The 21,684-nt window shown below is 56.1% G+C and carries 17 protein-coding genes and 2 pseudogenes; 13 read left to right on the forward strand and 6 right to left on the reverse strand.

Going from position 1 to position 21,684, the window contains the following annotated elements; all coding sequences use genetic code 11:
* Window positions 1-2 precede the first annotated feature (2 nt).
* The 5 genes and pseudogenes from GFER_RS06045 (at window position 3) to GFER_RS06060 (ending at window position 4,259) form a co-directional block, all read left to right on the forward strand.
* Window positions 3-227: a MoaD/ThiS family protein gene (locus GFER_RS06045; RefSeq protein WP_040096965.1), complete on the forward strand. Its 225-nt coding sequence runs from the start codon at window positions 3-5 to the stop codon at window positions 225-227.
* Window positions 228-265: 38 nt separating this feature from the next.
* Window positions 266-2,119 carry an aldehyde ferredoxin oxidoreductase C-terminal domain-containing protein gene (locus GFER_RS06050; protein WP_040096967.1) on the forward strand — a complete coding sequence of 618 codons (1,854 nt, stop codon included), beginning with the start codon at window positions 266-268 and terminating at the stop codon, window positions 2,117-2,119.
* 652 nt (window positions 2,120-2,771) lie between these two features.
* Window positions 2,772-3,143, forward strand: coding sequence for a hypothetical protein (locus tag GFER_RS06055; RefSeq protein ID WP_040096970.1), 372 nt, complete (start codon window positions 2,772-2,774; stop codon window positions 3,141-3,143).
* 144 nt (window positions 3,144-3,287) lie between these two features.
* A pseudogene (locus GFER_RS19705) lies at window positions 3,288-3,380 on the forward strand (transposase); the annotation flags it as partial.
* A 360-nt stretch (window positions 3,381-3,740) separates the two neighbouring features.
* Window positions 3,741-4,259 carry a DUF2141 domain-containing protein gene (locus GFER_RS06060; protein ID WP_040097574.1) on the forward strand — a complete coding sequence of 173 codons (519 nt, stop codon included), beginning with the start codon at window positions 3,741-3,743 and terminating at the stop codon, window positions 4,257-4,259.
* A gap of 402 nt (window positions 4,260-4,661) precedes the next feature.
* Here GFER_RS06060 and GFER_RS06065 read toward each other — a convergent pair whose 3' ends face one another.
* Window positions 4,662-5,597, reverse strand: coding sequence for a 1-phosphofructokinase family hexose kinase (locus tag GFER_RS06065; protein WP_040096973.1), 936 nt, complete (start codon window positions 5,595-5,597; stop codon window positions 4,662-4,664).
* Window positions 5,598-5,921: 324 nt separating this feature from the next.
* Between GFER_RS06065 and GFER_RS06070 the strand changes: the two genes are divergently transcribed.
* The 6 genes from GFER_RS06070 (at window position 5,922) to GFER_RS06095 (ending at window position 12,613) form a co-directional block, all read left to right on the forward strand.
* Window positions 5,922-6,278: a hypothetical protein gene (locus tag GFER_RS06070; protein ID WP_040096975.1), complete on the forward strand. Its 357-nt coding sequence runs from the start codon at window positions 5,922-5,924 to the stop codon at window positions 6,276-6,278.
* A 251-nt stretch (window positions 6,279-6,529) separates the two neighbouring features.
* Window positions 6,530-7,453, forward strand: a complete 924-nt coding sequence (locus GFER_RS06075) for a rod shape-determining protein (RefSeq protein WP_052446010.1) — start codon at window positions 6,530-6,532, stop codon at window positions 7,451-7,453.
* Between the two features lie 173 nt (window positions 7,454-7,626).
* A complete protein-coding gene (locus tag GFER_RS06080; protein WP_040096981.1) occupies window positions 7,627-10,206 on the forward strand; it encodes a type VI secretion system Vgr family protein in 2,580 nt (859 codons plus the stop codon).
* 4 nt (window positions 10,207-10,210) lie between these two features.
* A complete protein-coding gene (locus GFER_RS06085) occupies window positions 10,211-10,771 on the forward strand; it encodes a hypothetical protein (RefSeq protein ID WP_040096984.1) in 561 nt (186 codons plus the stop codon).
* A 79-nt stretch (window positions 10,772-10,850) separates the two neighbouring features.
* A complete protein-coding gene (locus GFER_RS06090) occupies window positions 10,851-11,789 on the forward strand; it encodes a transposase (protein ID WP_040096986.1) in 939 nt (312 codons plus the stop codon).
* A 65-nt stretch (window positions 11,790-11,854) separates the two neighbouring features.
* The gene (locus GFER_RS06095; RefSeq protein WP_040096988.1) at window positions 11,855-12,613 is read left to right on the forward strand and encodes a SagB/ThcOx family dehydrogenase; all 759 of its coding nucleotides are present in this window, start codon (window positions 11,855-11,857) and stop codon (window positions 12,611-12,613) included.
* A 293-nt stretch (window positions 12,614-12,906) separates the two neighbouring features.
* On the opposite strand, the gene GFER_RS06100 is transcribed toward GFER_RS06095, so the two are convergent.
* The 3 genes from GFER_RS06100 to GFER_RS06110 all read right to left on the reverse strand — a co-directional run bounded on the left by GFER_RS06100 (window position 12,907) and on the right by GFER_RS06110 (window position 15,019).
* Complete coding sequence (locus GFER_RS06100) at window positions 12,907-13,638, reverse strand: DNRLRE domain-containing protein (RefSeq protein ID WP_040096991.1); 732 nt, start codon at window positions 13,636-13,638, stop codon at window positions 12,907-12,909.
* Window positions 13,639-13,890: 252 nt separating this feature from the next.
* On the reverse strand, window positions 13,891-14,361 hold the full coding sequence (locus GFER_RS06105; RefSeq protein ID WP_052446012.1) for a hypothetical protein: 471 nt from the start codon (window positions 14,359-14,361) through the stop codon (window positions 13,891-13,893).
* A gap of 199 nt (window positions 14,362-14,560) precedes the next feature.
* Window positions 14,561-15,019: a VOC family protein gene (locus GFER_RS06110; protein WP_040096993.1), complete on the reverse strand. Its 459-nt coding sequence runs from the start codon at window positions 15,017-15,019 to the stop codon at window positions 14,561-14,563.
* Between the two features lie 383 nt (window positions 15,020-15,402).
* Here GFER_RS06110 and GFER_RS06115 point away from each other — a divergent pair, with 383 nt between their 5' ends.
* Window positions 15,403-16,284, forward strand: coding sequence for an ATP-binding protein (locus GFER_RS06115; RefSeq protein WP_040096995.1), 882 nt, complete (start codon window positions 15,403-15,405; stop codon window positions 16,282-16,284).
* 125 nt (window positions 16,285-16,409) lie between these two features.
* Here GFER_RS06115 and GFER_RS06120 read toward each other — a convergent pair whose 3' ends face one another.
* Window positions 16,410-18,029, reverse strand: a complete 1,620-nt coding sequence (locus GFER_RS06120; protein WP_052446015.1) for a PilT/PilU family type 4a pilus ATPase — start codon at window positions 18,027-18,029, stop codon at window positions 16,410-16,412.
* A gap of 377 nt (window positions 18,030-18,406) precedes the next feature.
* On the opposite strand from GFER_RS06120, the gene GFER_RS17560 reads away from it, so the two are divergent.
* On the forward strand, window positions 18,407-21,286 hold the full coding sequence (locus GFER_RS17560) for a transporter substrate-binding domain-containing protein (RefSeq protein ID WP_161807387.1): 2,880 nt from the start codon (window positions 18,407-18,409) through the stop codon (window positions 21,284-21,286).
* Window positions 21,287-21,437: 151 nt separating this feature from the next.
* Here the strand turns inward: GFER_RS17560 and GFER_RS06135 are convergent.
* Window positions 21,438-21,653 (reverse strand): annotated as a pseudogene (locus GFER_RS06135) (ferritin-like domain-containing protein); the annotation flags it as partial.
* Between the last annotated feature and the right edge of the window lie 31 nt (window positions 21,654-21,684).

Raw genomic sequence — 21,684 nt, forward strand, 5'->3', positions numbered from 1 at the left:
TTGTGAAGATTCGCGTGAAGCTCTACGGCGTATTCCGCATCGATCGTTTCAAGGATGAGATCCTCGACTATCCTGCCGGAACGCGGGTGGCGGACGTGGTGCGGGACCTTGGCTTTTCCGATCAGTTGCTCGGTACGGTGATCGTCAACGACGTGCATTGCAGTATCGCCCAGGAACTCAAGGACGGCGACTGCCTGATGCTTCTGCCCCTCCTCGACGGGGGCTGAGCACAAGGACGTTTTTCATCACAGGGAGAGACTCAACCATGAAAATTCTGACCACCGATCCTGTCAGGGAACCGCAGAAGATTTTCTACAAGCGCGCCGTCGTCGATCTGAAAAGCGGGTCGGTGACCTACAATGACGTTCCCTGCCGCAATCTCGAGGATGTCCTCGGCGGTTTCGGTCGCTCTTTTCAGGATCTCGCCGCACGGCGCATCATGCATGCCTACTGCGACGAGAATCCCCTCATCGTCAATACCGGCCTGCTCACCGGCAGCCGCGCCATGACCGGCATGCGCATCTATTTTTCCGGCTACAGTCCCATCAAGGCGCCGAAGAAGGGAGCGCCCGCGGCCATGTGGTCGGCGGCCAGCGGCAAGTTCGGCGCCAAGTTCAAGTGGACCGGCCTCGATGAACTGGTCTTCGAAAACCGTAGCGAAACACCCGTTTACGTGCTGATCCGCGAAGGGAAGAGCGGGCCGGTGGTGGAGCTCAAGCCGGCCGGGCATCTGCGCGGTCTGCTCACCCACGACAAGATCATGCGGCTGCAGAAAGACTACGCCGATGCGCATTTCGCCGCCATCGGCCCGGCCGGCGAAAACTGGGAAGAGGTTTTCATGGGCGCCGTGGCGTGCAGCACCGAGAATCAGTTGCGCACCGGTGAGGATAAGAGCCGGTTTGCCGGACGCGGCGGCCTGGGCAGCCTCATGGGCTACAAAAACGTGCTGGCCCTGGTGGCGCAAAGCGCTGACAAGCTCAAGCCCCTTACGCCCGAGATGAAGCAGGTCAACCTCAACGTCGTCAAAGGCGGCGGCTCTTTGCGACTGCAACCCGTCAGCCGTGGCGGCGGTGGCGGCACCTGGGGCGCCTACGACGTCATGCAGCCCTTCCATGCGGTGCCGGTCAACAACTTTCGTCCCCAGGGCAACGATCTGCCCGAAAAGCTCTTCCGCGAAAACGTTGATAAGGATTATTTCATCAAGACCGAGGCCTGTTTCCGGTGCGGCATCACCTGCCACAACAACATCCACGAGCGCTTGCCTGACGGCAGCGCCGGAAAATTCCTCGCCAAATTCGACTACGAACCCCTGAATCTGCTTGGCACCAACCTCGGCCTGCACGATGCCGGGCAGGCCGCCGCGCTCATTCACCTGTGCGACAACTACGGCATGGACGCCATCTCCCTAGGTGTGACGGTGTCTTACGTGCTTTCCTATAACGCGCGCCATCCCGACCAACCGCTGCTCAACGGCGCCGTGTTCGGCGATTTCGGCAAAATCAAGGAGTTGGTCGAGCGCGCCGGGCGCGGCCAGTATCCTGAGATTGGCCAGGGCTCCCAACGTTTGGCGCAAAGCACTGGCGAAGAGGCTTACGCCTATCAGGTCAAGGGATTGGAAATCGCGGCCTATCAGCCCGAAACCAACCCCGGCTACGCCTGGGCCATCGCCGGCGGTCATATGTCCATGGGCACCTACGGCATGCTTATTCGCGAAGGCAAGGCGGATCTGGATTCCTGGGTGCAGGCGATTACCGCAGATAAGTTGCAGATCGTTGGTTTCGATATGATCGGACTGTGCAAGTTCTTCGATATGCCCAAAGGCATCTGCTCGGAGATGGTGCAAGTCTGCCTCAAGAGCGAGCATGGCCTCGAAGTCAGCACCGTCGATTTGCGCGCCGCCGTGCGCCGCGCCTTTCTACGCGGGCTGGCGCTGGAGCTGCGCCAAGGCTACACCAAGCAAGAATACTGCCTGCCCGCCGAAGTATTCGACGATCCCAATCCGCACCTCAAGGTACCGCGCATCGCCACCCGTGAGTTCTTCGATGCCTTGTCGCAGCGGGTGTGGGCGGTGTTCGAAGAAGAGTTGGAAGCGTTCATGGATGAGGTGGGCAGTCGGTGAGCGTCCCGACGGTTTTTGCTTTTATCTCACAATTCCGTTTACGCCGAAAGGAGAGGTGTCAGGTCTACACATTGACAAATGAACAGTTGGATTGGTTTGGAGGGGAAATGGGAAGACCGCTACGAATTCAATATCCTGGAATACACATGCGGAGGCGGGGGACGCTCCAGAGAAATTAAGTTTCGCGGGGAGGTGCTTACAGGGACCAATGGTTTCAAGCATGAGGGGAAAGTTATTTTTTTCTCCTAAGAGCGTCCCCCCCTTTCCCCGATACCCAGACCATTAAGCAAAAAGAGTTCGCTCTCTCTGCCCGTCACATATAGCAGATATGTCTAGTTTGGCAGTATACGAATGACGGTTTTTTTTCTCCCCGCACATCCTCGTTATTTATGCCTTGTAAAATCAGTAGATTGAGGTCCTCTTCCTCTCAGGTCCCCACCGGCACACTCGTTGCCTATACTTACTTAGGCACAGCACACTCCAGATGTGCGCGCACATCAAAGGCCATGCCTATAAAGGGATCTGTTCTTCAGAACTCCTTCCGGGAAGACGTGGAGACATAACCAGGCCCTTTTCCGGTCCCTCTTGGCCGCCTAATGGACAATCAAACAAAAAGTAGTTGTACTCAATCAACCCTGTAGGGAGTAAAGTTATGAGAAAACCGTTAGTAAAATCTTGGGTAATCATTAGCCTCTGTCTTTTCGCATTGGCTGGCTGCGCAAATAAACCACCGACTACTGCAGATCTTATGAGGCAGCACGCGACCGAAGGGGGAGCGCAGGTAGACCTGAAAAACCAACTTACGAAAGATTGGGAGAAAGGTGCGAAACTGGTGGAGACAGGTGAGAAGCGTGTCAAGGATGGAGAAAAGCGCGTGAAATCGGCGGAACGTGAGCTTAAAAGAGGTCAAGATGATATTGAGCGCGGCAGAAGCGAAATTTCTGAAGGACAAAAACTGATCAATATGAGCGAAAAGAAATTCCGCGAGAACTTCCCGCGGCTAGACATTAACTTGGGCAAGTAAAATTGCCGGCTGGACCTTGTGCGGGGTCGGACCTTCTCAAGTATTTGAATATACGTCGAAAAACATCGATCTGATAGGCTGTTTTGGCCCTTAAACGGCCCATTTTGGCTATCAAATGAAGTGTTTAAGAGGAGGGGGGGTAGGATGCCGTGCGCATGTCGCTACTTTTTGCCAGGACACGTCTGGCACATCACACACCGCTGCCATAAAAAAGAATTTCTGCTCAAATTCGCTCGTGGTGTATTTTTCGGGAAAACGAGCTTAGATGGGCCATTTTACAATCAAAAAGTGGTCTCTAAGGCTTCTGAGGCGGCTTTTTTTGCGAGGAAGTGACGCATTAACGCTATGTTGCGCAGGTCCGACCCGGTTTGCCGGCGGGCTTGCCCGGCGGCTTGCCCGGGTCCGTCGATTTTCGCGTGAAACACAAAGATACATGGGGCCAGGTATCCAAACTAACAAGTCGATCTGGAAAATTTGACCGGTGACTTTTTATGGTCTAAAAAATGGGGTACGCTTTATTTGTGAGCCTCACGCATTCGTTATGTGTCTAACGGTGGATTCAACCATGCTACGGATATCGGAATTATGAGGAAGATCATGAGTGAGTCAACTCATCGGAAGTCCGCGTTGGTCTCTGCCGTCAGTTATCCGGTGACGCGGGTCTCTAGGGGAGTTCGGTGTGTGGCATTGTGTGCAGTGCTGGTGTTTGCGCATCTTCCCGCCACCGCTTTCGCCCAATCATCATGCCCGGGAATTCACGTGAAAATTCCGAACATAAAAAACAGTACTGGAAATATTGCGTGTGGAATTTTCGAATCACCAGAAGGTTTTCCCGATAAATTTCTGGGTTCGGCAAAGGCAATTACAATAAGGAAAATTCAGAAGACAAAAGCGCAATGCTTCTTTTCGGATATCCCACCGGGAACCTATGCGATCGCAGTCATCCATGATGAGAACATGAACGGCGAGCTTGATACCAATTGGCTTGGTGTCCCCAAGGAAGGCTACGGTTTTTCAAATACGACCATTGACGAATTCGGCGCGCCTGCGTTTTCTGCCGCCAGTTTTTCATATGATGGACAAAACATAGATCTAACGATCAGGCTGAATTACTGAGATTCCTCCCCCCCTCCCTTTCCATGGGGACAGTTAGACTCAAACCATGGATTTTACTTACATCCGGGAAAAGTTGGCAAGAGCCCATCGCGAATGGATAGAAGAGGCGTTAAGTTATGAGCGACGCCGGAGGGAGGATTTCTGGTCGAAGAGCATCGCCGTGGGGGCGCGGATTTCGTCAGGAAAACACAGCAGATGCTCGGAATGCGAGGGAAGGGTCGTGACGTGGTATCGGTGGGAGATTCATTTGTGTTGCGCGAATCTCAGGAAAGCTACGGGGTCGATTTCACCCCCGAAAATCGGCCCATAGCGCCGAATAATGCCCATTTTGGGGATGAGTGTTATTATATGTCGGCAGTTTGACTTGGTCCGACCCTGCACATGCGATCCCACGTCAGTTCTTCAAGCCCTGGTAATAATGCTCTCATATAACCTCTCGGCGTCCTCCCTCCGACATAGCTCCGTTCCCGGCGTCATGACGGCTGCCGAACCGGCTGCCACGCCAAAAAAGAGGGATTCCCTGAGCGGGTTTCCCCGGGCAAGGCTCAAGACGATGCCGGCCACCATGCTGTCCCCGGCCCCGACCTTGCTGACAATGGGCACGGTGGGAGGAATGATGTGTTCGGCAAACTCCTCTGAGACCACCAGGGCGCCTGCCGCGCCAAGAGAGATCACCAGCACCTCGCACCGACCGCTCTTGACCATCTTTTGGGCCTCAGCCTTGATCTGCGATTCTTCTTTGACCTCCTTGCCGACCAGTTCTTGAAATTCGCGGACATTGGGTTTGATCAAAAATACCCCTTCCTGAAGGCCTGCCTCCAGGGCTTCACCCGAAACGTCGATAATCGCTTTTGCACCTCTCTTCTTTCCGGCACGAGCAACCTGTGCATAAAAGTCAGGGGGCACACCCGGCGGAAGGCTCCCGCTGGCCACCACATAATCCGGTGAAGGCTCCATGGCCTCCAGCTCCTGAATAAATGGCTCCCATTCTTCCGGTTGAAGTGCTGGTCCCGGCATTCCGAAACGATACTGCAGGCCGGTGGATTCCTCCAGGATGACCAGACTCTCCCGGATCATTCCCTCGATGGGAAACGGCCGATGGTTGAGGCCTTCCTGAACCAGGAGTTCTTTCAGTCGCGCGCCGGTCAACCCTCCCGCGGGATAAAGGAGAAGGGAATCTCCGCCTAATTTTCTTATAGCCCGGCTAACATTCACCCCGCCCCCTCCGGGTTCAAAACGAGGCGGTTTGCAATAGAGTTTCCGCTCTGCAACGACGTGATCAACACCTGCGCTCTTGTCGATGGCCGGGTTCAAGGTCATAGTCACGATGGTTTTCATAAATAATCCTTCCTGCAGCAGCCTGCGTAAATACGACCTACGCTCGTTTACCGGATATCAGAACCTAGTGCCCCAAATTCTCAATTTCAAAGACATGGGGCACTTAGGGGGGGCAGGTCTCAACGATTGACATCAGGGACTTCTTTGAACGATTTTTTATTACATAGGTCCGACCCGCCCCAGTGCCCTCAGGCGCGGAGCTGAGCCTGCCCATCAATGTTTTCCTTGGTTGATGAGCTGCACCTGCGGCTCTTCACTGTTATTATTGTAGACAATTGTAGACAAAAAGCATCCTGTCGGGTCGGGCGTCGAAAGGAACCTTGCATGAAACAGCTGAGGGCTGCATTCAGCGGGTGGAGAAGATCCCCAAAAATTGTTTTCTGGATGGCTTTTGCCATTCTACTTTTTCTCAGCCACGCAACCACGCCTGAACGCGCAAGGAAACGTCAGCCCAGACTTCACCCAGGTCGCCAATTTCAAATATTACAGCAATTTGGCGTTATATTGTCACGGCGCCTGAAAAAACGCAAAAAAGCCCTCGTTATCACGGATTTTGTATCTTTTTCGTTGCCGCGGCAACTCTGCGGCAACAAGAGGAGGGACGGGCGGGGAAGTTTCGAGGAGGCGGTGCATGCGTTACTGGATGGTGTGGGGATGTGGCTGGATGCCGGAACGGCTTGATTCCATCGGTACCTTCTGCTAGCTTGGCTCTATCATGAAGTCTTCCCTCGTAAAAAATATCGAAACCAAGTTTCTGAACACTCCCTTGGCGCGCAGCCGGCCCAGGGGGCGCAAGGATGGATTTTGAATAAGAATCCTGACTTTCCCAATCCCCGATAACGCCAGGTCGCAGACTCAGGAGTCCGTGGCCTTTTTTCGTTGTACTCCACGGTTGTGCGCAGCCTTGGAGGCCCCCGGCAAGGAGGGCTGGCGTGACTGACTTTCACATATTGCGTTCCTGGCGCGCCCAGGTCGCCGTCGATTTGGGCACCGCCTTTATCCGGGTGGCGACGAGTCACGGCGAAATCTCCATCTTTGCCTTGGATGCCGCCCCCCAGCCGCCGTTGCGAAAGGGGGTCGTTGCCGATCCCCAGGCGGTTGCAGAGATCCTTCGCCCTTGTTTGGAGAAAGCCAGAAGGTGGGGAATCCTTGGACCCCGTGTGTTCGTTGGCGCACCGACGGACATGCAGGAGAGCGAACGCGACTTGCTGTGTGCTGCCATGCGCGCCGCGGGCGCATCTGAGGTTGAAATTATTCCTGAACCGCGCGCCGCCGCCCTGGGGGCTGCGGTGGACATCAGCTCGCATTATGCCCAAATGATTGTCGACGTGGGCGAGGGTGTGACGGATTGTGCCATCCTTCGCACAGGCGGGATTCTTGTCTCAAGTGCCGCCCGAATTGGTTGTGCCGATTTGCGTGAACAGCTGCGCCAAGGCTTCCTCGCTAGCGAAAGAATCAACATCACATCAGCAGAAGCCGCGCGGATTCTGATGCGCGTGGGTGTCGACGGAAGCGATGGGGTCGATGAGCCGGTGACCATCAACGGAAGTCGGTCTGATGTTGCCGCCCCGGTGCGGGTTGTCGTTACGCAGGCGGCAATATGGGCTATGCTGGAACCTGTGGTCGGGCGCATGGTCGCCACTGCCGCCGACTTTTTGCATTCGGCGCCTCACGACCTTGGTTGCGAGATCATCGAGAGCGGCATCGTTCTTACCGGAGGTGGATCTTTGGTGCCGGGGATGGGAAAACGCCTGGCCGCTGCCACGGCCATCGAGGTGAAAACTCCTCCGGACGCCCTTGGGGTCGTACTCCTGGGTCTGCGTGCCATGCTGGGGGAAAGAGGTGGCGGCGAATAAGCGGTTGTAGCCTTGAGTTACTCTTAAGCGAGGAGAGTGTAATCAGGCTGCCGCGCATTCGATTAACCCCGCAAAAAGTTCTTGCTTCACCGCCAAAATCCGTCTATTAATGAAAATTCGCGTCTCAGACGCGGTTTTTTTGAAATGGTTTCAGCCCCTGGAGGGGAATTCTCATGCCCTTGAATGCTCGCAACGCGCGTCTCCACGTGCGGGTGGGCGGTCTTGACCTGCCCGCTCTGTCCCTGTCCGGTGACGAAAAACTCTCACACCCTTTCTGCTGTCGTCTCGAGGTGCTTGCGCCTGCAGAGCTTTCTCCCGTCGACCTGCTTGGCCAGGCAGCAATTGTCGACGTCCTCGGCCCCGACGGCAGTCGCCGCAGCCTGTGCGGCATTCTCACCGCCTGCGAAGAGCAGGGCCGCCATCCCGACGGGCGGCCGCGTTTTGCCTTGAGCGTCGAATCGGTGCTCTCGCGCTTGCGCCTGCAACGCGATACGCGAATTTTTCTCCAGAAAAGTCTGCCCGAGATTTTATTCGCAATCCTTGCAGCCCACGGCATTGAAGAATCCGCGGTGTGCCTGCGGCTTTCGCGGCCCTATCCGGTTCATCCCTGGACGCTGCAAGTCGCTGAAAGCGATCTGGCCTTTCTTACGCGACTGCTCGCCAAAGACGGAATCTTTTATTGGAGCGAAGCTGGGCCGGAGGGTGAAGTTCTCTGCTTCTGCGATCACAACGCGCAGGTGCCCGAGCGCCCCGGCATGCCCCTGCGCTATCGGCCCGGGGCCGGACTTGAGCCCCAGGCTTGCGGCATTCGCTCGCTGCGCGCACGTCGGCGCCTGACGGCCGATGAATTCCAAGTGCTCGATCGCAGCGCCGCCAATTGTGCCCAGGCCCTTACGGCGAGCGCCGCGCTGGTCGGCCCCGAAGCTTGCACGGGTCTGCGCCGGACCCACTTTGCTCCCGGCGCGGGCGATCCGCACCACGCCCAGCGCCAGGCGCAGATACTCGCCGAGCAGGCCGGCGTGCAGCGCTTTCACCTTGAGGCTCAAGCCGATGTCGCCGACCTGGCGCCCGGCTCGGTGGTGGCGCTCGACGCCGAATCCTTTGCGCCTGGAACCAGCGGCGACTATCTGGTCACCGCCATCAAATTGCGCCTCAGCCAGCCGGCAGGGCAGCAGGCCGCGGGCGCCGATCTGGCCCTGAGCTGTGACGCAACCCTGATTCCCCGCGCCACCTCCTTTCGTCCGCCGCACCCCGCGCCCCCCGAGATCCCCTTTACTTTCAGCGCGCGCATCGAAGGCGCTGGGTCCGAAGCCCCTCTCGACGAACAGGGCAGAAGCCTGGCGCGCGCCCACTTCGATACAGGCGCTGCGCCCCATGGCCAGGCGAGCATCCCTCTGCGGCGCTTAAGCCCACACGGAGGCCTGCCCGGCGAACAATCTGCCGGACTGCATTTTCCCCTGCACGAGGGCGCCGAGGTGCTCTTGAGCTGCCTCAACAACGATCCCGACCGACCCATCCTCATCGGTGCGCTGCCCAACCCCGCCGTGCGCAACCCGGTCACCAGCGCCAACCGCAGCCAAAATCTGCTGCGCACCGCTGCCGATAATCATCTGCTCATGGACGATGCCCGAGACCAGGAGGTGATTCGCCTCGCCACCTTCGCCGGCAAAAACATCCTCGAACTCAACGCCCAGGCCCTCGGGCAGCGCATCGCTCTTGCCTCCCACCAGGGCGCCATGCAGGTGCAGGCCAAAAAGACCCAAAAACTCCAATGCGGCGCCGACCTCACCGAAAGCAGCGGCAACGACCGACGCCAGAGCATCTTGAACCGCCACGCCACTTTGACCCGCAACGGCGAAATCCACCACCAGGCCGCCACCGACCAGCGCCATCAGGCCGCCGCCGGTCTGCACATGGAAAGCGCCCGCAACACCGAAATGACCAGCGCCGAGGGCCTGCACTTTGACGTTGCGCACAACCAGAAACTCACCGTGCGTGGACCCGAGGCGACTTTCAGCGTGCTCAACGGCGCCATCCACATTCAATCGGCCAAGGACATCAACATCCAGGGCCTGGGCGGCGGCGATCTGACTTTCGCCCAAAACGGCGGCGGCTTCATCGTCACCGCCGACGGGCGGGTGCGCATCTTCGGCAAAACCGTTACCCTGGGCGGGCAGGGCGGCGCAAGCCTCAATGGCCCGACCAGTTATCAGATCTGCGCTGCTGTGCCCATGCCCGCGGTCAAGGCCGCGCAGGCGCTTAAGGCACGAGGGATTCATCACATTTTTCCCCAAACCAAAAGTTCAAATTTTGGAAACCTCTACTACCAACCATCACTTGAAAACTATCAAGTGCGACAAGTGGCTTATCTACCGGCTGAAGGTGTGGGGCTTAATGGGGCTTTCATTTTCAAAGGAAGTATTGTTGTACGTGGGCTTGAACTCTATATTTCATCCAGTGGATTTACTGCAGCAGGTAGAGTTGGGCATATCCGATTTTTTATGACTGCAACTGTTCATTTTCAGAATGAAATCCTGGCACAAAGCTCCTTTGCGCGAAGTGGCGATGAGATGTGGGCTAATGATAGATATTCACCTGTCGGATCCACTAAAGTTACACTCCCTGAACCAGTTATCGGAAAAGATCTGGTTTTAGAGTTGAAGGGCGGGTATGTTTTTTCTGGCCTAGGCGGCCAAGTGGCCCCGATTCCTGCGCTGGGATATATAAAAATACCAATACGTGTAGTGGAGTGAATTGATGCGTAGCCTGATTCAAATTCTATGCTTTCTTCTTGCCTTGGGGCTTGTTGCGTGCCGAAAAGATTCTCATCCTGAGGAAATGCCCGTCAACCGAACTTCTTCCTTTGTCGACGAAAAACAAAAAACTGGGCAGGATAATTTTTCAATTCAAATTGGCAAAACCGAAGAAATCGCTTTGCTGAAAGATCGGGCCTTAGGCTTAGTTGGAAAGGGGAATTATAAAACGGCAAAACATGTTCTGGATGATGTCCTTGAGTTGGATCGCGATCTTTCCTTGCTGATGTTGCGCTGCATGCTGGGTGAGCGAACTGGTGAAAACGGATTGTATGTCCAGAGGTGCTACCAGCAAGTGGCGGAAGCCTATAGTGAAATAGATGGTGAAGATCCGCTCAACGAAATCAATCGTGTCGGTGCCTTGTTGTTTGCTCGAGCGCCACAAGCTCAACTCGAAGCAGAAAAACTTATGGAATCGCTCAAGGGGACAGAGTTGGAAGACATAAGTTTGATTCTCTTTAAAGATTTTGACCGCGAGGCATATCTATCGACAATTCTGCCCTGAGTTCAAAGGCGTATCTCCACCAAGGGACGCTGGTAACTTTTGTAACTTATTGTGTTTTTTATGTAATCAGGAGGGAGCCATGCCACGTCAGCCAAGAATCCATGCCCCGGGCTTATTTCACCACGTTATGGCCCGAGGCATCGAGGGGCGCAATATCTTTCGGGATAAACCCGATCACGAGAATTTTCTCGACAGACTCGGCGGGCTTCTTGCCCAATCCGGCGCACCGCGTCTGTATGCCTGGGCGCTTATGGCCAATCACGTTCATCTGCTTCTTCAGCCGACCGATACGGCTTTGCCCACGATGATGCGCCGGTTGCTGACTGGCTATGCGGTTCGGTTCAACCTTCGCCACAAGCGCCAGGGCCATCTTTTCCAGAATCGCTACAAGAGCCTTGTCGTTGAGGAAGAGACGTATTTTCTGGAACTAGTCCGGTACATTCATCTTAATCCGGTGCGTGCAGGTGCCCTCGCAAGTCTTGAGGAATTGGAAAACTACCCCTATGCCGGGCATGCCGCCTTGGTCGGGCAGAAGGCACGTGTGGGGCAAGAGGTGGAGGCAGTCCTGTCGAGATTTTCCGCGACGCGCAACCGGGCCGTGTCCGCCTACCGCGATTTTGTCGCCGATGGCATCGGCCAGGGAACGCGGCTGGAATTAGGCCACGCCCGCGGAGGAAATCAGGCCGGTGGCGGCGGAGATCCCAGAATCCTCGGCGGTAAGACTTTCACGGATGCGGTTCTTGCGTGTCAGGGGAGGGAAAAGAGCCGGGAAAAAATTACGATCGAGGATATTTTGGCACAAGTGTCGCGCCACACCGGGATCACGGTGGATGAAATCCTTGGCGTAGGTCGCAGCAGGTCGGTGAGCGCCGCCCGAGCGCAATTTTTTGAACGCGCGCACAAAGAAACCGGGGCGACATTGACGGAGTTGGCAAGGATGAGCGGCCGCACACATGTTGCGGGCATTAAAGCAATCCGGAAGAGGCGGGCAATTGAGGATAGGACAAAAGTTACATAAGTTACCAGCGTCCCCAAGCGCCGGCGAGTTTCTGATAGACTTCTGAAAAACATATGGAGGTCTGTATGCGCAAGCCAACCATTACCAAGGACGCTGGCCGTTGGTTTCTTACCGATTACATTCGTCCGGAGGTCAACTGGCGCAACACGCCGCAGGCGCGGGGCGAGGCGCCGTTGCCGATGCAGAAGCCCGTCGCGCCGAGCTCCGAGCTCATCGTTTTGGCGGCGCCGGACGCGTGGAATACACCGCCCTGTGATCTGGCAACCGCTATCGCCCGGCGCGCAAGCCGGCGCCGCTTTCGTTCATCACCCCTGAGTCTTGACGAACTGGCCTTTTTGCTCTGGGCCACACAGGGGGTGCGCGAGCGTCTGCACGAGGCGGCGGTTTTACGCACCGTACCCTCGGCGGGTTGTCGCCATCCTTTTGAAACCTATCTCTGCGTCCTCAACGTCGCGGGACTTGTCCCTGGCATCTATCGTTACCTGCCCCTCGATCATGCGCTGACCAAAGAGCGTACCCCCGCCGATCTGGCCGCATCCCTCACCGAGGCGACACATGGCCAGGGTTTTGCCGGTGGGGGGGCTGTGACCTTTGTCTGGACGGCGCTTCCGGCGCGCAGCGAATGGCGTTATGCCGAAGCCTCCTACAAGGTCATCGCTCTCGATGCCGGCCATGTCTGCCAGAATCTTTACCTTGCCTGCGAAGCCATCGGTGCCGGTACCTGCGCCATTGCCGCCTACCGCCAGGATCTCATGGACCAACTGCTCGGGGTGGACGGCGCGGAGGAGTTCACCGTTTATCTGGCGCCGGTGGGTAAGGTATGAGCATCAGGCCCTCCAACCCTTGCCAGAGATCCTGCGGGTGAATCTCATGGGCGCTTTGCCGGCCATCGCTCTGAGTTTGAAAACCGGCTGGACTCTCTATGGCTCGTGGCCAATAGGGGTACAGAACCTCAAAAAGGGGACAGTCTGAGATGTTGAACAAAAACCAGCCTGTCCCCTTATTCTCGGCGACGGTTGCATCTCGACATGCGTAGTAAAAAAGAGGGGCCAGGCTATTTAGTAGCCTGGCCCCTCTTTTTGTCAGAATTCTTCGCTGCGGTCAGCCGCGCGCGGTGTCAGGATTTTCTGCGCCACCTCATGAAGCCGAGTCCCGCCAGGCCTGCACCCAAAAGAATAACCGTGGATGGCTCGGGAATGGGCGCGTGTATTTGCTCGATGGTGAGTTTTGCACCAGCCTGGGATTCCAGAGACGCAAAAGCGTGGACATAGGTGTTGACGTTGGCACTTGTCTGGTCGGTATTTCGCCGCAGAATGAGCGTCGCAAGATTATTGGTATCGGCATTAAGAAAATCGGCCAGCAGGAGACTGCTGAAATCGTAGGTGCCGATCCCTTTCCCCAGAAGACTGAAGGTGCCAAGCGATACGGCGGAGGCACCCAGGGAATATCCAGACATGTTGGCCGGGGCGTTGTTCCAGGTGATGGAGTTTTCTCCCCATCCATCCAAGGTTTGGTCCATAAGTCCAAAAAGTTCAAATTCGAAGGCCGTGTTAAGACCGTCGCTATTGAGAGTTCCCAAGTTGCTGTCAACGAAATTCAGAGTGAGCGTCGCCGCGGTAATCGGTGCCGGACCCAGACCACTGAGGTCAAAACCGATGTAGCTCTTGCGATTATGTTGCGTGCTTCCCTGGCGTTTAAGAAGGTTGATCTGCTCGCTGCCGAAATTTGTATTCGCAGCGTTGGCAAAGACATAGGCGTCTTTTGTCGCATTGAGCATAATTGCATCGGCGTTTGAGAAAAATGCAACGCTGAGCAGCGCCGCCATGACAAAAGTGGAGAGAGTTTTCATGCTTTTTACCTCGCGAGAAAGATTTGTTTAAGCGTATTAAGCATGAATTGCGCCATTTTCTATGTGTCTGAAGTGTAATGGGAATTTTTATTGAAAAATGAAAAAGGCGAAGATGTGTAAAGTTTTTCGACATGCAGTGTAAAGTTTTCTGTCGCCCCGTTACCTTTTTCCCGTGCTGGAAAATCTCTCGAAATGGCAATTGCCTGCCATGCCGGGAGGCCGTTTCGGTGTAGTTGTTTTTCTTCGAGCATCTCATCCTCTGTGGACGAAGGTTGCGAAAAGGAAACCGGCGGCCATCAACGTGAAAAAAGCCAGGCCCAACCAGCTGAGGGTTTTGAGGATAGGACCTGGGCGCTGGGCGGCGGGCACGTTGGCGCCGCACATGACGCGGTAATTGATGTAGGCGAGAATTGGCGAGGTCATAAAGGAGATGATGGCGGCAAAGGTGAGCAGCTGCACCAGGTTTTGGACAAAAAACAGCACCACCAGGGATGCGCTGCACACCGCCAGAATGGTCCACAGATTCTGGATCTGCCGGAAGCGTTTGGGCGGCAGATCGCCGATGAGGCTGCAGCAGGCAGCCAGAGCGCGCGGATAGCCGTCGACGCAGGTTAGAGTGGTACTGAACATGGGGACGAAGGCGGCGGTCAGAATCAGGGGCCGTGACCAGCCGCCGATGGTTTCGGCGTAAAGATTAACGAGCTGCCGGCTGTTCGGACACAAAGAAACCTTAGGAGATAAAAGCGCGGATTCAAAGCCTGAGAGTCGGCGGATTATAACTCCATTTCCCGCGTAAGGGCAGAGGGAAAATGGCTTGAAAGGGCAGCGATGGGAAAATGCCCTTTATCTGCCCGCGCACACCCCCATCCCCGGCATAGGACCTCCCTTTTGGTCCCGGTCCTGCATATCATTGCCCGAAAGGCTAAGCCACCCCCTTGTCCTTGAGTTCATTCAGCGCCTGTTCCTCTTTGCGCAGCTCGGGCAGGCCCATGCCGGCTAAGACCTCAGGACTCTTGGTGAACTGCACGGAGGCGTATTCGACTACCTGAATGTGATTGCCCCAGGGGTCGAGAAAATCCAGACCGGAGGGAAACGGGCTGGGCAGGATTCTGCAGCCGAGCCGTTGCACCAGGGGGCGCATGGCTTCGCGGTCGTCGACGACCAGGCCGAAGTGGCGTTTGGTGTCGGGGTCCTGGCTGCGTCCCTCGCTCAAGGCGAGATATTGATCGCCCAGATCGATGAAGGCCATCTTGTCTTTGCGCCCGCGCAACTTGAAGTTGAACAGTTCGCCGTAAAAGGCCAGGGCCTCATCCACATCGCCGACCTCAAGGGCGACGTGGTTGATACCGACCGCCGTGGTTTTTCTCGGTGTGGTTTGCATGAGCTGTACCTCCGCGCTTGTTTAAATAATCTCGCCTACCATCGTTCCTTGCAAACAGGCGGTTTTATACAATGTGCATTCGTCGCTGTTCAGCATGCGCCGCACTCAACCTCCGCACCCTACGGCACTCTCGAACGTTGCAGCTGAGCCGTCACCTGTATTCTAACAGTTGGAAGCCGCAGAACAATTGTTGACTTTCGATTTGACAGCACGTGCCGATCTGGCGTATACAGGCGGCGCGCTTTTCCGGCTGTGCAGTGCCCTCCGGCAGGTTCTTTCCCTGGTAAAAAGATCCCGCATCAGCTGCATTCACATGCACATCGCTTGCGCCCCTGGTCCGTGCAACCGACCTGAATATCTGTTTCTGAAAGAGAGAATCTTGGATGATCAACATCAAACCTGAAGTCGTCGCGCAGCTTGAGCGGGTGCTCGGCTCCGTGGAAATGCTGCTGCCTCGGGCCACCAAGCCGGTGGACTGGACAACCTGCCACGCCGCCAACTGGCGTCGCCACTCTTTTTCCGGCTATCTCGAACCGGTCAAGGTGACCGACACCACGCGCCTCGACGAATTGCTCGGCGTCGACGAGCAGAAGAAGATCATGGTCAACAACACCCGCCAGTTCCTGCAGGGGCTGCCGGCCAACAATGCTTTGCTCTGGGGTTCGCGCGGCACCGGCAAGTCCTCCATCGTCAAGGCCCTGCTCAACGAGTACGGCGACCAGGGCTTGCGTGTTATCCAGGTGGAGAAAGAAGACCTGATCTACATCTCCGAGATCTTCGCCGCCATTGAGGATCAGCCTTATCGCTACATCATGTTGTGTGACGACCTGACCTTCGAGACCGGTGAGCTTTCGTATAAAATGCTCAAAAGCGCTCTAGACGGTTCGGTCTATTCGGCGCCTGAAAACGTGCTGATCTATGTCACCTCCAACCGCCGCTACCTGTTGCCCGAATACGACGGCGACCATCTTGGCGGCAAGTACGTCAAGGGCGAGTTGCAGCAGAGCGAAATCCAGGAGGAGAAAAGTTCCCTTTCCGACCGTTTTGGTCTTTGGGTGCCCTTTCATGTTTTTTCCCAGGACCGCTACCTCGAAGCCGTCAAGCTTTGTCTTGAGCGTTGGAGCAAGCAATTGCAGCGGGAAGTTCCCTGGAGCAAGGATGTCGAGCAGGCCGCCATCAAGTGGAGCCACGACAAGAGCAAGCGCTGCGGTCGCACGGCCTTTCAGTTCTCGAAAAACTGGGTGGGGAAATACCTGGTGAAATAGAAGGCCGGAAAACAGACGGAAAAAAGGGCAGGTTGCCATGGCAGCCCGCCCTTTTTTTGTTACACCGTGATGGTTTCGCGCCCTGAAAGTTTCTGCACTCACGAATCCCGGTGTGAGCTCACAGGTTATCTCAATGCCGTGTTCTGCTGAAGAAGTCCGCGCCCCTTGCGCAGCAGATCGTTGAAGAAGACTTCATCCTGGCAGTAATACATGGCCGCTTCGGTGGTGATGGTTCCCTCGATGCATAGGCGCGCCAGACTGAGGTCGATGGATTCGAAATCTTCCATCGATTGCTGCATCAGGCTGCGGATCTGGTGCTCTTTGCCTTCCCGGATGAGGTTGCGTACCCGGTAGCTGTTGGTCAACTTTTCGTATGCCAGAACCCGGCCCTTGCCATCTTTGCGCGCGACCAGCCGTTGATTGAGGACCAGCAGGAAATTGTCGGCCATCTGCACCCGGATCTGGCGCTGCTGTTCAGGGGGAAAAACGTCGATGATCCGGCTGATGGCCAGGATGGCGTTGTTGGCGTGCAGGCAGCTGAGGACCAGGTGGCCCGTGTCAGCCGCCTGCAGGGCGATGGCAAAGCTCTGTGGGTCGCGCATTTCGCCGATAACGATGACATCGGGAGCTTCGCGCAGCACATGACGCAGGCCGACCTGGAAGGAGTCGGTGTCCACGCCCACCTCCCGCTGGTTGACGTTGCTCGATTTGTGGCGGTGCAGGTATTCGATGGGGTCTTCGATGGTGATGATGTTTTTTTTGCAGCGGCTGTTGATGATATCCACCATGGCGGCCAGGGTGGTGGTTTTGCCGTGGCCGGTTGGGCCGGTCAGCAGGATCAGCCCCTGGCTTTTCATGGCGATATCGGCGAGCCAGGGCGGCAGCCGTAATTTCTCCGGACTTGGAATCTCGTCGATGATCGGGCGCACCGCGATCGAAAGGGAGTTGCGTTGCCGGTAGACGTTGATCCGGAAGCGCCCCAGTTCCGGAATGGTGAGAGCATAGTCCAGTTCTTTCTCCTGGATGAAACGCTTGAGCTGGCCCTCGCTCATCAGCTTTTGGGCATATACCTTAACCTGCTGCGGAGTGAGAAAGGAGCTTGAGAGTCTGCGAATTTCGTTATTTTTTTTGATGCTCGGCGGCGCCCCTGCGACCAGCAGCAAATCAGACGCATCTTCCTGGAGCAGCAGGCTGAAGAGCTCTTCAATGTCGGGTGCCTCGAGGTTGGCGGCGCGAACCTTGCCCGTGCAGACCTGGAGAATTTGTTGGCCGGTGATCGCTCTGGTGGGGCCGCCCTGCATTTTTTCCCGCAGGGCAAGGGCTGCCATGATCTGGAAGGCTGGAGCCACGTGCAGCTCCATTGCCATTCCCAGAATGAACTGAAGTTCCTTGGCCGCCGCCAGGTCGTTGGGTTCAACCATTGCCAAGCTGATTCGCTGGCCGGAGATGGCATAGGGAATCGCCCGATATTTTTTCATCTTTTCCAACGGGATCAGGTCAAGGAATTTGGGAGCGATATCCGTCTTGAACAAATCGACAGTGGGGCGGCCGTACTGTTTGCCAAGAGAATCCAGCAAGGCATCCACCGAAATATAGTCGAGTCCTACCAGGACCGAGCCGAGGCGCTCGCCCGACTGGTCCTGGAGACGCCGCGCCTCCTCCAGTTGTTTCCTGGTAATCAACTGATAGGTGACCAGAAGTTCACCCAGTTTCAGATTTTTGGATCGTGCTCCCGCTGAGACCATTCGCTGCCCCTCACATTATGATGTTGTTGCGCTTCTGTGTCTGAAGGCAAACCAATTCAAGGCTGATTTGTTAATGGTTAAATCTTATCTGGTATTTCTAGCATGTCTTGGTGTTTTTTCAATTTTTCACAGAAGTTAATTCCCGCGCAGCATGCTCTTCCTGATTTACGGTTCGGCCAGCCACCTGGATTTTCTGAAGAACAGTTGCTGCCTAAGGATTTACATTAAAATGTTTTTGTGTCAAAATCGAAATCGGCAGGTTAGGAAAAACAGAGAGTTCTCTTTCCATGGCTGGAAGCACAAGATATTTTCTTCAATTAAAGCAGACGCTTGAGCTTTTGGGTGCTTCAGCTCTGACGCAAGGCGCGCTGCTTTTTGTGTTTATTCTGCTTTGGCTTGGACCGGCTCAGGCTGAGCCAACAAAATTAGCGGAAACGCCGCCTGGTTCCTCTGTAATCCTTTCGGCGAGCGAGTACGATTTTCCCCCCTTCTGCATTGTCACCGAGGATAATCAGGCGGACGGTTTTTCCGTTGAGCTTCTGCGCGCCGCTCTGAAAGCCATGGGGCGCGAAGTTTCCTTTCGTATCGGCCCCTGGAGCGAGGTCAAAGAATTTTTGTCTCAAGGCCGGGTGCAGGTGCTGCCACTGGTGGGGCGCACCCCGGAGCGCGAGGAAATCTTTGACTTTACCGTGCCCTACATCACCCTGCACGGCACCCTCGTGGTGCGCGAGACCACGACCGACATTCTCTCTCCGGATGATCTGGCCGGCCGGCAGGTCGCGGTCATGCGCGGCGACAACGCTGAAGAGTTTCTGCGCCGCATCGACCTTGACGACACCCGCATCGTCACCACCGCCACCTTCGAAGATGCTTTGCGCGAACTGGCCGAAGGTCGCCATGATGCGGTGGTCGTACAGAAGCTGGTCGCCCAGCAGCTGATCGCCAAGCAGGGGTTGAGCAACCTGCGGATTGTCGGCCCGCCTCTGGATGAATTTTCCCAGGCTTTCTGTTTTGCCGTGCGCGCCGGCGACAAGGAACTGCTCGGCATTCTTAACGAGGGCCTGTCCATCGTCATGGCCGATGGCACCTTTCAGCGCCTGCGCAACAAATGGTTGGGTCCTATTGAAAATCTCCTGAAGGAGCGGCGCCGCATTGTTGTCGGCGGCGACAGCGATTATCCGCCCTTTGAATTTCTCGATGAGAACGGTGAACCGGCCGGCTTCAATGTTGATCTGACGCGCGCTATTGCCCGACAACTGGGCCTGGACATCAGCATCCGGCTCGGCCCTTGGAAGGAAATCCGCCAGGCTCTGGAGCGCCGCGAAATCGACGTGGTGCAGGGGATGTTCTATTCACTGGAGCGCGAGGATGTCTTTGATTTTACTCCAGCGCATTCCATTGTTAATCATGCCATCGTGGTAAGAGCCGGGGCACGGATGCCCGGTGGCCTGAAGGAGCTTGACGGACTCTCCATTTTGGTGATGGAGGGCGATATCATGCATGATGCCGCCCTCGACCTGGGCTTAGCCGAGCAGATTTTCCCCGTCCTATCCCAGAAAGAGGCCCTGCGCTTGCTGGCAGAGGGCAACCATGACGTCGCACTGGTGGCAAAATTGCCCGCTCTGTACTGGGTCGAGAAGTATGGTTGGGGCAATTTGCAACTTTCCGATCATTCGGTGCGCTCGCCCGAGTACTGCTACGCCGTGCCGAGGCACAACGAGTGGTTGCTGGCTCACTTCAGCGAGGGACTGGCCAACCTTCGCGCTACCGGCGAATTTCGAGAGATTTACGCGGCTTGGCTCGGCGGCTATGAAAAGCCCGAAATTGTTTTTCTCGACGTTCTGAAAGTTTTTCTCTGGATCGTCATTCCCATCCTGCTGCTGTTGGTCGGAGCCCTTCTCTGGTCGCGCGCCCTGCGCAAAACCGTACGCAAACAAACTGAAGAACTGCGCATCGAAATTGCCGAGCGACGGCAGGCGGCCGAGGATCTGCAGGCGACCAACCAGCGGCTGGAAACGGCCATGGAGCACGCCGCGAATCTTGCGCGTCAGGCCGAGCGCGCCAATTTGGCCAAGAGTGAGTTTCTCGCCACCATCAGTCATGAAATCCGCACTCCCATGAACGGGGTGATCGGGATGGCTGGTCTGCTCCTCGACAGCCGCCTCGATGAAGAGCAACGCTACTACGCCCAAGGGGTGCGCAGCAGCGCCGAGTCCCTCATGGTTTTGATCAACAGTATTCTGGACTTTTCGAAAATCGAAGCGGGAAAGCTGGATCTGGAGATTCTTGATTTCGACCTGCGGGAGTTTCTCGAAGACTTCAATGCGTTGATGGCTTTGCATGCCCGGAACAAAGGCCTGGAATTTTCCTGCGAGGCTGCCGCCGATGTCCCGCATTTGTTGCAGGGCGACCCCGGGCGCCTGCGGCAGATTCTGACCAACCTGGTGGATAACGCCATCAAGTTCACTCCTCAGGGCAGGGTGGCGGTGCAGGTGGTTGTGCAGGAGGAACTGCAGTCCGAAGTAATTCTCAAATTTTCTGTTTGCGACACCGGCATCGGTATTGCGAAAGAGGGGCAGGAAAAATTGTTTCAGGCCTTTTCTCAGCTTGATGCCTCGACCACGCGCAAATTCGGTGGCTCAGGTCTGGGCCTAGCCATCTGCAAACAGCTCGCGGAGATGATGGGCGGCAGTATCGGTGTCGAGAGCAATGACGACGGGGAAGGTTCGCTCTTTTGGTTCACGGCGCGCTTGTCCCTGCAGAGCCTTGCGGATGTTCCGGAAATGCTGCCGCGCACGGCTGCCTTAGATGCTGCCGGGGGGCCGTCACCGCCGGATACGCAGCAGCCAAACACGACATTTTTTTGCAATGCGCGGATTCTTCTGGCCGAAGACAACAGCGTCAATCAACTGGTGGCCGTGCGCCTGCTCGAAAAAATGGGTCTGCGCGTGGATGCCGTGGCCGACGGCGCCGAGGCGGTCAGGGCTCTGGAGGAGCGACCTTACGACCTGGTGTTCATGGATGTTTCCATGCCGGAAGTGGATGGCTATGAAGCGACTCGACGCATCCGCCAGGCTCAATCCGCGGTGCGCAATCCGGATATCCCGGTGGTGGCCATGACCGCCCATGTCATGGAAGCCGATCGGCTCCGCTGTCTAGAGGTCGGAATGAACGATTACCTCTCCAAGCCCATTGATACTCAATCCCTGAAGCAGATGCTGAAAAAATGGTTGCCGGCGCAGAGTGGTCCGGACTGATCCGTCCTGTTGTGATCAGCCCCTGACCGAAATCAAAAAGCAAGGTTTTGGTTCTGAGGGTTTGTTTGTATGAAAAAAGGCGGGCTGTTCAGCCCTCCTCAAGTTTGGATTTACTCGCGAAATAGTCAACCTGCCGCCAGTGCGAGGTCTTTCAGCCGATCTGCTCGGCCAGGTAAAGCTGAATTCCCATCTGCTCAATCTGATCCTGCTGGGCTTCCAACCAGTCGATATGCTCTTCCTCATCTTTGAGAATTGCTTCCAACATCGTCTTGGTTCCATTGTCCCCCACCTCGGTGGCCATGGCGCTACTCTCATTGTACCCCTTGATGGCACTCAATTCGGCATTCCGGTCATTTTCATGAAGTTCTTCGGGCATAGGTTCCATCTTGGGGAGCGTG

This window comes from Geoalkalibacter ferrihydriticus DSM 17813 (genome assembly GCF_000820505.1).
Taxonomy (GTDB): Bacteria; Desulfobacterota; Desulfuromonadia; order Desulfuromonadales; family Geoalkalibacteraceae; genus Geoalkalibacter; species Geoalkalibacter ferrihydriticus.

Excerpts from the sequence above, each read along its gene's own strand:
- GFER_RS06110 (WP_040096993.1), bottom strand. The coding sequence starts at position 15,019 with ATGCAAACCACACCGAGAAAAACCACGGCGGTCGGTATCAACCACGTC.
- GFER_RS06055 (WP_040096970.1), top strand. The coding sequence starts at position 2,772 with ATGAGAAAACCGTTAGTAAAATCTTGGGTAATCATTAGCCTCTGTCTT.
- GFER_RS06115 (WP_040096995.1), top strand. The coding sequence starts at position 15,403 with ATGATCAACATCAAACCTGAAGTCGTCGCGCAGCTTGAGCGGGTGCTC.
- GFER_RS06090 (WP_040096986.1), top strand. The coding sequence starts at position 10,851 with ATGCCACGTCAGCCAAGAATCCATGCCCCGGGCTTATTTCACCACGTT.
- GFER_RS06050 (WP_040096967.1), top strand. The coding sequence starts at position 266 with ATGAAAATTCTGACCACCGATCCTGTCAGGGAACCGCAGAAGATTTTC.
- GFER_RS06120 (WP_052446015.1), bottom strand. The coding sequence starts at position 18,029 with ATGGTCTCAGCGGGAGCACGATCCAAAAATCTGAAACTGGGTGAACTT.
- GFER_RS06100 (WP_040096991.1), bottom strand. The coding sequence starts at position 13,638 with ATGAAAACTCTCTCCACTTTTGTCATGGCGGCGCTGCTCAGCGTTGCA.
- GFER_RS06070 (WP_040096975.1), top strand. The coding sequence starts at position 5,922 with ATGAAACAGCTGAGGGCTGCATTCAGCGGGTGGAGAAGATCCCCAAAA.
- GFER_RS06095 (WP_040096988.1), top strand. The coding sequence starts at position 11,855 with ATGCGCAAGCCAACCATTACCAAGGACGCTGGCCGTTGGTTTCTTACC.
- GFER_RS06065 (WP_040096973.1), bottom strand. The coding sequence starts at position 5,597 with ATGAAAACCATCGTGACTATGACCTTGAACCCGGCCATCGACAAGAGC.
- GFER_RS06060 (WP_040097574.1), top strand. The coding sequence starts at position 3,741 with ATGAGTGAGTCAACTCATCGGAAGTCCGCGTTGGTCTCTGCCGTCAGT.
- GFER_RS06080 (WP_040096981.1), top strand. The coding sequence starts at position 7,627 with ATGCCCTTGAATGCTCGCAACGCGCGTCTCCACGTGCGGGTGGGCGGT.
- GFER_RS06085 (WP_040096984.1), top strand. The coding sequence starts at position 10,211 with ATGCGTAGCCTGATTCAAATTCTATGCTTTCTTCTTGCCTTGGGGCTT.